The following is an 11,776-nucleotide window of genomic DNA, read 5'->3' as shown; positions in this document are numbered from 1 at the left end:
TGCTCCGGTCGGGCCGGAGCATGACGCGCGCCCGGGGCGATGGTGTCCCGCCCGCTCAAAACTGCCCGCCTGCAATCTCGATGGCCTGACCGTTGACGCTCTGCGATCCCGGCCCGCAGAGCCAGAGCACGGCCTGGGCCACCTCCTCGGGGGCGATGAGCCGGTTGTGGCGATTTGCGCTGACCATCATGGCGCGCGCCTCGTCGGGCGAGACGCCGGCGCGATCAGAAATGGCGGTCACGTTGCGGCTGACGATCTCGGTATCGACATAGCCGGGGCAGATGGCGTTGAATGTCAGGCCCGTGCCGAGGTAATCTTCGCTCAGGGATCGGATGAGACCGATCATCCCGTGTTTGCTGGCCGAATAGGCCGCCGCCCCCTTCAGACCCTTGAGCCCGGCAATCGAGGAAATGGCGATCACGCGGCCCCACTCCGCCTTGCGCATGTCGTGCAGACATTCGCGCACCGTGTAGAACGCGCCGTCGAGATTGGTGGCCATGATCTGCCGCCAGAACGCGGCGTCGGTCTTGTGCAGGGCGCGCCCCTCGGCCAGCCCCGCGTTGGGGATGCAGATCTGCACCGGGCCGCGCGCGGCGACGGCGGCCTTGACGCCTGCTGTCACCTGCGCCTCGTCGGTCACGTCCATGACCAGCGGGTGAAGCCTGCCGCCTGCCGCCTCGTCCAGCACGGCGCCGCGCCGGCCGGTGATCGTGACCTCGGCCCCCGCACCCGCAAGTGCGCGCGCGATGGCCAGCCCGATGCCCGAGCCTCCGCCGGTGACAAGGGCATGTTTTCCGTCGAGTTTCATGGGGGCCTCCGGGTTGCCTGGGGGGAGCGTAGCGGTGACAGGGGGCGCGGCCAAGGGGGAGGTTCGGAATGGGGAGCTAAGGGGGACGTTGGATGCTTGGTGCTCTTGCGCGGCTCTCTCCCGCCATCCCCTTCCGGCCAAAAACTCCCATGCAACCATTCGCCCTTTTGACATCGTCCTTCCGCCGTGCATTCTGCCCGCGACACCCCATACCGGAGCGTTGCCACAATGCTGAAATGGATCGACATGCCGCCTGTCTGGCTGGCCGGGTTCCTGGCTCTCGCCTGGGGGCAGGCCACGTATTTTCCGATGGGGCTGCGCCTTGGCGGTGGCTGGGTCGATTTCGTGGGGGGGCTGCTGCTCGGCGCGGGCCTCTTGCTCATCGCGCTGGCGGCGATGGAGTTTCGCCGCCACAAGACAACCATCGTGCCGCATGAGACGCCCGCGCGGCTGATCACCTCGGGGATATTCAAGCGCACGCGCAATCCGATCTATCTGGGCGACGCGCTCATCCTTGCAGGGCTGATCCTGCGGTGGGAGGCGGTGCTGGCGCTGCCGCTGATTCCCGTCTTTGTCTGGGTGATCGAGAAACGCTTCATCGAACCCGAAGAGAACCGGATGCGCCGGACCTTCCGTGCCGATTTTGCACGCTACTGCGAAAAAACGCGGCGCTGGGTGTAATCCCTGCGGCAAAGTTGATATCGCCAGTCGGGAAAGAGTGTGAAATAACCGCTTTCGGACAAACCATCGGGCCCCGCATTGCCGGGGCCTACTGCACATGATCTGCCAGAGGGGGAGATGACAGGTGAAGATCGGAACGCCTAAGGAGGTGCTGGACGGCGAGAACCGGGTGGCGATGACGCCCGATTCGGCGATTCAGCTACAAAAGCTGGGTCATAGCTGCGCCATCGAGACTGGTGCGGGCGCGCGCGCGGGGTTCACCGATGCGGCCTACGAGGCCGCCGGGGTCGAGGTGATCAAGACCGCCGCCGCGCTCTGGAAAGAGTGCGACATCGTCGCCAAGGTGCGCATCCCGACCGACACCGAGCTCAAACGGCTGCGCGAGGGGCAGACGCTGATCACCTTCTTCAACCCGGCGGGCAATGCCGAGGGGCTGGAGACCGCGTCGAAAAAGGGCGCGACGGTCATCGCCATGGAAATGGTGCCGCGCATCAGCCGTGCGCAGAAGATGGACGCGCTCTCAAGCATGGCCAATATCGCGGGCTATCGCGCGGTGATCGAGGCCGGCAACAACTTTGGCCGCTTCTTCACCGGGCAGATCACGGCGGCGGGCAAGGTGCCCCCGGCCAAGGTGCTCGTGGTGGGCGCGGGCGTGGCGGGGCTGGCGGCCATCGGCACGGCGACAAGCCTTGGCGCGATCACCTATGCGTTCGACGTGCGCCCCGAAGTGGCCGAACAGGTCGAATCGATGGGCGCGCAATTCGTCTATCTCGATTTCGAGGAAGCGCAGCAGGACGGTGCCGCCACCGGCGGCTATGCCTCTGTCTCCAGCCCCGAATTCCGCGAGGCGCAGCTTGCCAAGTTCCGCGAACTGGCCCCCGAGATGGATATCGTCATCACCACGGCGCTGATCCCCAACCGCGAGGCGCCGGAGCTTTGGACCGAGGACATGGTGAAATCCATGAAACGCGGTTCCGTGATCGTCGATCTGGCCGCCGAGAAGGGCGGCAACTGCAAGTTGACGGTGATGGACGAGAAGATCGTCACCGAGAACGGCGTGACGATCATCGGCTACACCGATTTCCCGAGCCGGATGGCCGCGCAGGCCAGCACGCTTTATGCCACCAACATCCGCCACATGATGACCGACCTCACCCCCGACAAGGATGGCGCGGTCAATCACAACATGGAAGATGACGTCATTCGCGGGGCCACCGTTACCCACAAGGGTGAGATCACCTGGCCGCCGCCACCGCCCAAGGTCGCGGCCATCGCCGCCGCCAAGCCCAAGGAAAAGGCCAAGGAGCTGACCCCCGAGGAGAGGCGCGCGAAGGAAATCGCAACCTTCAAGGCGCAGACCAAGAGCCAGGTCACGCTTCTGGTGGTCGGTGCGGCGCTCCTGCTCGCGGTGGGTCTGGTGGCCCCGGCCAGCTTCATGCAGCATTTCATCGTTTTCGTGCTGGCGGTCTTTGTCGGCTTCTCGGTGATCTGGAACGTGAGCCACAGCCTGCACACGCCGCTGATGGCGATCACCAACGCGATCTCGTCGATCATCATCCTCGGCGCACTGGTGCAGATCGGCTCAAGCTCTGTTCTCATCACGATCATGGCCGCGCTCGCAGTGTTCATGGCCGCCATCAACATCTTCGGTGGCTTCCTCGTGACGCGGCGGATGCTCGCCATGTTCCAGAAATCATAAGGCGGAGGGCGAGATGGATTTCGGTTTCACGATTGCGGCCTATGCGGTCGCGGCGGTGCTCTTCATCCTCAGCCTTGGCGGTCTGAGCGGGCAGGAGAGCGCCAAGCGCGCCATCTGGTATGGCATTGTCGGCATGACCATCGCGGTTCTGGCGACGCTGATCGGGCCGGGGCAGGGGCTGTGGCTTCTGTCGGTGGTGATGATCGGGTTGGGCGCGGTGGTCGGGCACCAACTGGCCACACGGGTGCAGATGACGCAGATGCCCGAACTTGTGGCGATCATGCACAGCCTTGTCGGCCTTGCGGCGGTCTTTGTCGGCTTCAACGCCGATATCGAGATCGGGCGCGTCGCGGCGGCCTTTGCCGGCGCGAACCTGCCCTATCCGCAGCCCGAGACGGTGGCGGCGGAAGCGGCGGCCTTCGCCAAGACGTTCTCCGGCTTTGCCGCCATCGTCGCCAAGAAGACGGCGGTGGAGGTCACCATCCTGCGGGTGGAGCTTGTGCTCGGCATCTGGATCGGCGCGGTCACATTTACCGGCTCGGTCATCGCCTATGGCAAGCTGGCGGGCAAGGTGAACACGGCGGCCAAGCAGCTTCCGGGCGGGCACATGCTCAATGCCGGTGCGGCGGCGCTGTCGCTGGTGTTCACGCTCATGTATCTGGGCGGCGCGGGAAGCTGGACGCTTGTGCTGCTCACGCTGCTGGCGCTTTTCATCGGCTATCACCTGATCATGGGGATCGGCGGCGCGGACATGCCGGTGGTCGTCTCGATGCTCAACAGCTACTCGGGCTGGGCGGCGGCGGCGATCGGTTTCAGCCTTGGCAATGACCTCCTGATCGTGGTCGGCGCGCTTGTCGGCTCCTCGGGTGCGATCCTGAGCTACATCATGTGCAAGGCGATGAACCGTCAGTTCGTGAGCGTGATCCTCGGCGGCTTCGGGGGAACCTCGGGGCCTGCGGCGGAGATCGAGGGCGAGCAGATCGCCATCGACGCGGATGGTGTGGCAAGCGCGCTCAACGAGGCCGACAGCATCATCATCATTCCGGGCTATGGCATGGCGGTGGCGCAGGCGCAGGGGGCGGTGTCGGAACTGACCTCGAAACTGCGCGCACGCGGCAAGAATGTCCGCTTTGCCATCCACCCGGTGGCAGGACGCTTGCCGGGGCATATGAACGTGCTTCTGGCCGAGGCGAAGGTGCCTTATGACATCGTGATGGAAATGGACGAGATCAACGAGGATTTCCCCTCGACCGATGTGGTCATCGTCATCGGCTCCAACGATATCGTCAATCCGGCGGCGCAGGACGATCCCAACTCGCCCATCGCCGGCATGCCGGTGCTGGAATGCTGGAAGGCGAAACAGGTGTTCGTGTCCAAGCGTGGGCAGGGCACCGGCTATTCCGGGATCGAGAACCCGCTGTTCTACAAGGAAAACACACGCATGTTCTACGGTGATGCCAAGGCCAGCGTGTCGAGCCTCTTGCCCAAGATCGAGTGATCGGGGCAAGGACCTGAGACAGGGGGCGTGGCCTGCGGGCCGCGCCCTTTTCGTGTGCTGCGACGCGTGGTGGCGTCGCAAGATCGAGTATTTTTTGAACGATGAAGGGCAGGGCGCGCGTGGTATGCGGTGGTGTGCGGCTAAGGCTCTGTGTTTGAAGGAAAAACCACTTTGAGTCGGGCGCAGGGCGCGCTAGATTGCGCGCGGACAAGGAGACAGGCCATGCCGCCCATCGAGGATCATCCGCTGCGCTACATGCTCTCCAACGAGTTGCACGCGCGCCCCTTTCCGACGCTGACCGCGCCCTCTACCGCCGTGTTTCTGGCGATCAAGCAGCCGCAGGATGCGGCCAAGCGCGACCGGGCGGCGGACATGGCGCATCTGGTGGCGCTTCTCGAGCGTTACGGCGTCAAGCATCCGCAACCGGGGGCCACGCATTATTCCGGCGAGATCGGGCGTCATGTGCTCAAGTGGGAAAGCCATACCGAGATGGTGACCTACACGGTCTTTACCCAAGGGGTGAGCAGCCGCCCGTTCGATCCGGCGGATTTCGATGTGTTTCCGGCCGACTGGCTCGAGTCCGCGCCGGGGGTGCGGATCACCTCGGCGATGATCCGGGTGGTGCCTTGGGCCAGCCGCGAGGCCACGCGCACCGATATCGACGGCTGGTTTGTCTCGGAAAGCGTGGCGGTGGCGCGCGTGCTTGACGATGCGGGGGTTGTCGCGGGCGATTTCCGCATCGACCCGGCCGGGCATCAGCGGTTCTCGCTGCATGTGGCGCCAAGCACGGGGGCGCGGCGGATCGGGCGGATCGTGCAGCGGCTCTGCGAGATCGAGACCTACAAGACCATGTCGATGCTGGGCTTTGCCCGCGTGCGCGAGATGGGCCGCCAGATGGGCGAGACCGAGACGCAGCTGAGCCGTCTGGTGAACGACATGACCGAGGGGGGACAGCCTGCGGAGGAGACGCTGAAGGGCCTCTTGCACGTCTCGGCGGAGTTGGAGGCACTGGTGGCGCAATCCTCGTTCCGGTTCGGGGCGACGGCGGCCTATGAGCAGATCGTGCATCAGCGCATCGGCGCGCTGCGCGAGGACCGGTTCGAGGGGCGGCAGACCTTTGGCGAGTTCATGATGCGCCGCTACGATCCGGCGATGCGCACCGTCACCGCCACCAAGGAGCGGCTGAGCGCCATGTCGGACCGGGCGATGCGGGCGGGGGACCTCTTGCGCACGCGGGTGGATGTGGAGCGCAGCGCGCAGAATCAGGCGCTCTTGGAAAGCATGGACAAGCGCGCGGATGTGCAGCTTCGGCTTCAGCGCACGGTCGAGGGGCTGTCAGTGGTGGCGATCAGCTATTACGCCGTGTCGCTGGCGGGCTACCTGCTCTACCCGGTGGCCGATGCACTTGGTGTCAGCAAGGGCATGGTCACTGCCGCCGTGACGCTGCCGGTCATCGCCCTTGTGTGGTGGATGGTGCAGCGGATACGGAAAAAGCTGCACTGAGTCTGCTCAGGTGACGTAGTGCAGCCGGTCGAACGTCTGTCGCCACTCCGATACCTCGGGCAAAAGCGCGGCGGGATCATTGCAGCGCAGCGCGCGGGCGATGAGGGCTGCCATGCGCGGGGCATGCTCGGGCGTGATGCCCCAGCGGACAAGTTCCGGCGTGCCGATGCGCAGCCCGTTCATGTCGCCCGCCACGTGGGCCACGGGCAGGCCGATGCCGCAGGCGAGAAAGCCCGCGCGGCGCAAGGTCTTTGACGCTGCCTGACCGCCGCCGAAGCCCGCCGCCATGAGCGCGAATTGATGCGAGGCGGTGGCTACACCTTGGGTCTTGAACACCGGCAGCCCCTCGGCCTCCAGTGCCCCGGCCAGCGCCTGCGCCACCGCGATCATCTGCGCGGCATAGGCGCGACCATGGGTTTTCCAATCGCACAGCGTGATGGCCAGCGCCGCCGATTTGGCGGCGTCGAAATTGGCGGTGAGGCCGGGAAAGGCGATAGCGTCCAGGCGCTGCGCGAGATCAGCGTCATTGGTGACGATGAGGCCGCCCGCCGGGCCACCAAGGCTCTTGTAGGTGCTCATCGTCATCAGATGCGCGCCCTCGGCAAGCGGGTTCTTCCACGCGCCCCCGGCGATGATGCCGCATTGATGCGCCGCGTCGAAGAGAAGATGCGCGCCCACCTCGTCGGCGATGGCGCGGGTCTCGGCCACGGGGTGTTCATGCAGGTTGAGGCTTGCCCCCAGCGTAATGAGGCGGGGCCGCACCCTTTGGGCCAGCGTGCGCAGGGCGTCCACATCGACCGTGTAGCCGTCCGCGTTCACCGGGGCCTCGACGATCTTGAGGCCATAAAGCCCCGCGCAACCGGGGGCGTGATGGGTGACATGGCCGCCGATGCTGGCAGGCGGTGCGATGATCGTGTCGCCGGGGCGGCAGGTGGCCATGAAGCCCATGAGATTGGCCAGCGCGCCCGAGGGCACGCGGATCTCGGCATAGGCCGCGTCGAACACCTCGGCGGCGAGGGTGGCGGCGATGATCTCGATTTCCTCGATCGCCTCCAGCCCCATCTCGTATTTGTCGCCGGGATAGCCCAAGGACGGGCGCGCGCCGATACCCGAGGCCAGCATCGCCTCGGCGCGGGGGTTCATCACGTTGGTGGCGGGGTTGAGATTGAAGCACTCGGCCTCGTGGATACGGCGGTTGTCCCCGGCCAGCGCCTCGATACGCGCGGATGTGGCCTCGGGCGGCTCGGCGGTGGTGCGGGTGGCGATGTGCTCGATCAGGTCTTCGCAGGGCTTGGGCACCCAGGGGCGGCGGGCAAGGGGCATGGTGTTTTCCTTCGGTCGATGCGCGCAGTCTGCGCGAGACCTGCGCGGGGCGCAAACGGGAAATGCGGGGGCGCTCGGCTCTGGCCATTGCCGCGCGGCTGCGCTATCCGGGCGGGGCTTGAGAAGGGGGCGCGCCATGACCGACAGAGCCGCATTCGAGACGCCGGGGCCGGTGGAGACCGATCTGCGCGAGGCGATATCGCCGATCGAAGAGATCATCAATGACGCGCGCCGGGGCGCGATGTTCATCCTCGTCGATCACGAGGACCGCGAGAACGAGGGCGATCTGGTCATTGCCGCAGAGTTCGCCACACCGGAGGCGGTGAATTTCATGGCCACGCACGGGCGCGGCCTCATTTGCCTGCCGATGACCGCAGAGCGGATCGACCGGTTGGGCCTGCCGATGATGGCGGTCAACAATTCCTCGCGCCACGAGACGGCCTTCACCGTGTCGATCGAGGCGCGCGAAGGGGTGAGCACCGGCATATCCGCCCATGACCGCGCGCTGACCATTGCCACGGCGATAGGTGAGCAGAACACGATGGCAAGCCTTGCCACGCCCGGCCATGTCTTTCCCTTGCGCGCGCGGCGCGGCGGCGTTCTGGTGCGCGCGGGCCATACCGAGGCGGCTGTGGATATCGCGCGGCTGGCCGGGCTGAACCCGTCGGGTGTGATCTGCGAGATCATGAACGAGGATGGCTCCATGGCGCGGCTGCCGGACCTGATCGGCTTTGCCAGACAGCACGGGCTGAAGATCGGCACCATTTCCGACCTGATCGCCTATCGCCACAAGCACGACAACCTGGTGATCGAGACCGGCCATGAGAGCGTCACCTCCTGCCATGGCGGCGACTGGGAGATGCGGATTTTCGCCGACCAGATCACCGGGACCGAACATGTCGTGCTGATCAAGGGCGACATCACCGATGGTGCGCCGGTGCTGACGCGGGCGCATGCGCTCAACGCGCTGGAGGATGTGCTGGGGATCGGCGCAGAACCCGCGCACGGGCCCGCGGGCAAGCTGCCGCGCGCCATGGAGATCATCGCGCGGGAAGGGCGCGGCGCGGTGTTCCTGTTCCGCCAGCCACGGCCCAAGCTCGCGGGCGAGATGGAAGAGGATGACGGGCCGCGCATCATCAAGCAGACCGGGCTTGGCGCGCAGATCATGGCGGTTCTGGGGATTCACAAGCTGATCCTGCTCACCGACAGCCCCGATACGCGCTATCTTGGCCTTGACGCCTACGGGATCAGCATTGTGGGCACCCGGCCCCTGAAAGAGGTGTGAGAGAATGGCCGAACATGAATACAGCCTGCCGCGTGCCGAATTCGACCGGCCGGTGAAGATCCTGATCGTGGTGGCGCCGTTCTACCGCGACATCGCCGACAACCTGATTGCGGGGGCCGTGGCCGAGATCGAGGCGACGGGCGCGACCCATGAGATCGCCGAGGTGCCGGGCGCGCTGGAAATTCCCACCGCCATCGGCATCGCCGAGCGGATGGCGAATTTCGACGGCTATGTGGCGCTTGGCTGCGTGATCCGGGGCGAGACCACGCATTACGAGACGGTGTGCAATGACAGCTCTCGGGGGATCACGCTTCTGGGTCTTCAGGGTCTGTGCATCGGCAACGGTATCCTGACGGTGGAAAATCGCGCGCAAGCCGAGGTGCGGGCCGATCCAAAGGCGATGAACAAGGGGGCAGGGGCGGCGGCTGCGGCCTTGCATCTGGTGGCGCTGGCCCGTAAATGGGGCGGCCCGCGCAAGGGGGTGGGGTTTGTCCCTGCCTCCGAGGATTACCGTATCGCGGGCGGAACCAAGGATACCCCCACCGCATGAGCGCCCCACAGACCCGCCATTCCCTCAAATCCGCGGCACGGCTTTATGCCGTGCAGGCGCTCTACCAGATGGAGCAGTCGGGCCAGACCGTCGAGGCGGTGCGGCGCGAGTTTCTCGAATTCCGCTTCGGCGAGGAGGTCGAGGACGGCGTCGAGATGGCCGAGGGCGATGCCACGCTTTTCGGTGAATTGCTGGACGCGGCGGTGAACTGGCAGGCCAGCATCGACCAGATGACCGACCGGGCGCTGGTGGCGAAATGGCCCATTGCGCGGATAGACCCGGTTCTGCGCGCGCTTTTTCGCGCGGCAGGGGCCGAGATGAGCCAGACCGGTACGCCGCCCAAGGTGGTGATCATGGAATTCGTCGACGTGGCCAAGGCGTTCTACCCCGAAGGGCGCGAGCCGAAATTCGTCAATGCCGTGCTTGACCACATGGCGCGCGAGGCGCGGCCCGAGGCGTTCTGAAAGGCCACTGCAAGACGCGCCATCGTGGTGCGCGCCTGACAGGTGTTTTCCGATGGCGGTCGGACCCGGACAGTTGCGGTGTTCGTGTGGGGTAGTCGTGGTTATTGGCCTGTTGCTGCCGTCCGATAAGACGCACGGAGCCGCGCATCGACGGGCCGCGGTGCGGCGATCCAAGGTTCGTTTGGCAGCGCTTTATCTCGTCAAATCCGAAAAACCTCTTGGCACGGCGCAGGTGGCAGCCAAATCGCCGTGCCGGGGGGCGGCCCGGCGATGCGCGGCGGCGCGTTCCGCGCCTTGATTCCGCGCAAGGGGACTGCGCCTTGAATGTCCCCTTCAGGCCAAATGCCGCCCCCACAGCACCGGGCACCTGCTACCAGGTGCCGAACACGCCCGCCTGCACGTCCCGCCCGGCGGCTCAGCCGCGCCCGCCAAGCCCCTTGGCCAGACGCAGCAGTTTCTTGCCGGTATGTGTGCCAAGGCGCGAAATACGCTGCGCCTGAAGCGCGAGCGGGTCCGAGCGCACCCAGTTCACCTGCACCATGCGCCGCTCGCCGTCAAAGCGCTTGTAGCCGTGATAGCTGTTGTTCGACCGCTTGAACCCCAGAAGCGTGCCGCCGATCGGCGTCACCTCGGCCACGTAATCCTCGATGTCATGCTTGCTGCGCAGCATCCGCAGCTTGCCGCCCTCCTGATGCCATTCGGGGTTGAAGTAGAGCAGCACGGTCATGATCTTGGACCAGTGATCGGTGTGGATATTGCCGTCGCTCGGCTCCGACAGCTTGCGCACGGTGATGGTCTTGGTGGTCTGGCTCAGGTCGATGTCGAACTTGCGCGAGATCATCCGCTCGAATTCGGGGCTGTCGAGATCCTCGAGGATCTGCGCGAAGAGCGGGCCGTAGGTCAGGCTCTCGGGCTTGAAGTTGGCGGGCCGGTCGATATGCGGGTAATCCGCGTTCACCCGCTCCAGCATGTCCGCCGGGATCACGTCCTTGGCGACCATGAAGCTGAACGGTTCGGTGGTGAGCGGGGCCTTGTCGACGGCGTCGAAATTCAGGAGTTTGGTTGCTGTGGTGGTCATGTCTGCATCTTTCTTTCGATGAAGGAACAGGGGGCGGGCAGGGGCGGGCCCTCAGGTCGGGGCAGGCTGCGGCGCGGGGGCCGCCTTGGCATAACGCTGAAGCACAACATAATCATCGACCGAGTCGACGTCCACCGAGGCGTGCGCATAGGGCAGCACGACCACGCCGATGCGCAGCCCCGCCTTGCGCGACAAAAGCGCCAGCGCGCGGTCGAGCGTGAGCCAGCCCATCCGGTAGCGCAGCACCGCAAGCACGCCCAGCATGCGGATCACCACCAGCGGCTTCTTGCGCTCGCGCTCGATCCTTCGCCAGAAATCGGCCATGCGGCGGCCATCGGCGGTGAGGAAGGCAAAGAGGTTGCAGCCGCAATATTGCCCGTCGGCAAAGCGCAGCACGGTTTTCTTGAGGTCGGGATAGGCCCCACGCACCAGATCGTAGGGCGCGAGCCCCACCACCACGTCACAGCCAGAGCGCGCCGCGTCGCGGCAGAAATGATCGACGATCTCGCTGGACAGAAGCGGATGATCGGCGGTGGTGATCATGACCTTTTGGCCCTCGGGAAAACCGGTGAGCATCGCATAGGCGCTGGTCGAGGGGCTGGGTCCCGGCGCGGTCCAGTCCACGCGCCCCGCCTCGATCAGCCCCGAGAGCACGTCCGAGCCGGTCACGACCGCCTCCGCCGGGCCGCTCAGATGCACCGAGGCGACCCGCGCGGCCCCCTCGAGCGCCGCGATGACCCGCGCGATCATGGGCTTGCCCGCGATCTCGATCAGCGCCTTGCTGGCAACGCCTGCGTGATCGCGCAAATCGTCCTGCGCGTCGCGCTCACCGGCAAGGATGACGGCGGCGAAATCGGGCGTCTGGGTCTCGGGTTCGGTCATGGGGG

11 protein-coding genes are annotated in these 11,776 nt (G+C 65.8%); 7 read left to right on the top strand and 4 right to left on the bottom strand.

Annotation, left to right across the window (positions count from 1 at the left end; all coding sequences use genetic code 11):
• Positions 1–55: 55 nt before the first annotated feature.
• Positions 56–808 (bottom strand): SDR family NAD(P)-dependent oxidoreductase, encoded by a 753-nt coding sequence (locus tag ABIE57_RS12745; protein ID WP_354539408.1) that lies wholly within the window; start codon positions 806–808, stop codon positions 56–58.
• A gap of 228 nt (positions 809–1,036) precedes the next feature.
• On the opposite strand from ABIE57_RS12745, the gene ABIE57_RS12740 reads away from it, so the two are divergent.
• The 4 genes from ABIE57_RS12740 (at position 1,037) to ABIE57_RS12725 (ending at position 6,189) form a co-directional block, all read left to right on the top strand.
• Positions 1,037–1,489, top strand: a complete 453-nt coding sequence (locus tag ABIE57_RS12740; RefSeq protein WP_354539407.1) for a methyltransferase family protein — start codon at positions 1,037–1,039, stop codon at positions 1,487–1,489.
• A 124-nt stretch (positions 1,490–1,613) separates the two neighbouring features.
• Positions 1,614–3,188: a Re/Si-specific NAD(P)(+) transhydrogenase subunit alpha gene (locus tag ABIE57_RS12735; protein ID WP_354539406.1), complete on the top strand. Its 1,575-nt coding sequence runs from the start codon at positions 1,614–1,616 to the stop codon at positions 3,186–3,188.
• A 13-nt stretch (positions 3,189–3,201) separates the two neighbouring features.
• Positions 3,202–4,686 carry an NAD(P)(+) transhydrogenase (Re/Si-specific) subunit beta gene (locus tag ABIE57_RS12730; RefSeq protein ID WP_354539405.1) on the top strand — a complete coding sequence of 495 codons (1,485 nt, stop codon included), beginning with the start codon at positions 3,202–3,204 and terminating at the stop codon, positions 4,684–4,686.
• A gap of 222 nt (positions 4,687–4,908) precedes the next feature.
• A complete protein-coding gene (locus ABIE57_RS12725; RefSeq protein WP_354539404.1) occupies positions 4,909–6,189 on the top strand; it encodes a DUF3422 family protein in 1,281 nt (426 codons plus the stop codon).
• Positions 6,190–6,195: 6 nt separating this feature from the next.
• Here the strand turns inward: ABIE57_RS12725 and glyA are convergent, their stop codons facing one another.
• Positions 6,196–7,512 carry a serine hydroxymethyltransferase gene (gene glyA, locus ABIE57_RS12720; RefSeq protein ID WP_354539403.1) on the bottom strand — a complete coding sequence of 439 codons (1,317 nt, stop codon included), beginning with the start codon at positions 7,510–7,512 and terminating at the stop codon, positions 6,196–6,198.
• Between the two features lie 136 nt (positions 7,513–7,648).
• Here glyA and ribB point away from each other — a divergent pair, with 136 nt between their 5' ends.
• Genes ribB through nusB form a run of 3 tightly spaced genes read left to right on the top strand, consistent with a single transcriptional unit; the run spans position 7,649 to position 9,811 of the window.
• Positions 7,649–8,797: a 3,4-dihydroxy-2-butanone-4-phosphate synthase gene (ribB, locus tag ABIE57_RS12715; RefSeq protein WP_354539402.1), complete on the top strand. Its 1,149-nt coding sequence runs from the start codon at positions 7,649–7,651 to the stop codon at positions 8,795–8,797.
• A 4-nt stretch (positions 8,798–8,801) separates the two neighbouring features.
• On the top strand, positions 8,802–9,347 hold the full coding sequence (locus tag ABIE57_RS12710) for a 6,7-dimethyl-8-ribityllumazine synthase (protein WP_354539401.1): 546 nt from the start codon (positions 8,802–8,804) through the stop codon (positions 9,345–9,347).
• A complete protein-coding gene (gene nusB, locus ABIE57_RS12705; protein ID WP_354539400.1) occupies positions 9,344–9,811 on the top strand; it encodes a transcription antitermination factor NusB in 468 nt (155 codons plus the stop codon). The genes ABIE57_RS12710 and nusB overlap by 4 nt, the downstream gene beginning before the upstream one ends.
• Before the next feature lie 415 nt (positions 9,812–10,226).
• On the opposite strand, the gene ABIE57_RS12700 is transcribed toward nusB, so the two are convergent.
• Complete coding sequence (locus ABIE57_RS12700) at positions 10,227–10,889, bottom strand: 2OG-Fe(II) oxygenase (RefSeq protein ID WP_354539399.1); 663 nt, start codon at positions 10,887–10,889, stop codon at positions 10,227–10,229.
• 51 nt (positions 10,890–10,940) lie between these two features.
• The gene (locus ABIE57_RS12695; RefSeq protein ID WP_354539398.1) at positions 10,941–11,771 is read right to left on the bottom strand and encodes a nucleotidyltransferase family protein; all 831 of its coding nucleotides are present in this window, start codon (positions 11,769–11,771) and stop codon (positions 10,941–10,943) included.
• Between the last annotated feature and the right edge of the window lie 5 nt (positions 11,772–11,776).

The organism is Roseovarius sp. MBR-6, assembly GCF_040547525.1.
Lineage (GTDB): Bacteria > Pseudomonadota > Alphaproteobacteria > Rhodobacterales > Rhodobacteraceae > Roseovarius.
Note: the sequence above shows the minus strand (reverse complement) of the source record. Positions and strands in the feature narration are given on the sequence as shown.

Coding starts and splice junctions, on each gene's coding strand:
- ABIE57_RS12695 (WP_354539398.1), bottom strand. CDS start 11,771: ATGACCGAACCCGAGACCCAGACGCCCGATTTCGCCGCCGTCATCCTT.
- ABIE57_RS12745 (WP_354539408.1), bottom strand. CDS start 808: ATGAAACTCGACGGAAAACATGCCCTTGTCACCGGCGGAGGCTCGGGC.
- ABIE57_RS12740 (WP_354539407.1), top strand. CDS start 1,037: ATGCTGAAATGGATCGACATGCCGCCTGTCTGGCTGGCCGGGTTCCTG.
- nusB (WP_354539400.1), top strand. CDS start 9,344: ATGAGCGCCCCACAGACCCGCCATTCCCTCAAATCCGCGGCACGGCTT.
- ABIE57_RS12710 (WP_354539401.1), top strand. CDS start 8,802: ATGGCCGAACATGAATACAGCCTGCCGCGTGCCGAATTCGACCGGCCG.
- ABIE57_RS12700 (WP_354539399.1), bottom strand. CDS start 10,889: ATGACCACCACAGCAACCAAACTCCTGAATTTCGACGCCGTCGACAAG.
- ABIE57_RS12730 (WP_354539405.1), top strand. CDS start 3,202: ATGGATTTCGGTTTCACGATTGCGGCCTATGCGGTCGCGGCGGTGCTC.
- ABIE57_RS12725 (WP_354539404.1), top strand. CDS start 4,909: ATGCCGCCCATCGAGGATCATCCGCTGCGCTACATGCTCTCCAACGAG.
- glyA (WP_354539403.1), bottom strand. CDS start 7,512: ATGCCCCTTGCCCGCCGCCCCTGGGTGCCCAAGCCCTGCGAAGACCTG.
- ribB (WP_354539402.1), top strand. CDS start 7,649: ATGACCGACAGAGCCGCATTCGAGACGCCGGGGCCGGTGGAGACCGAT.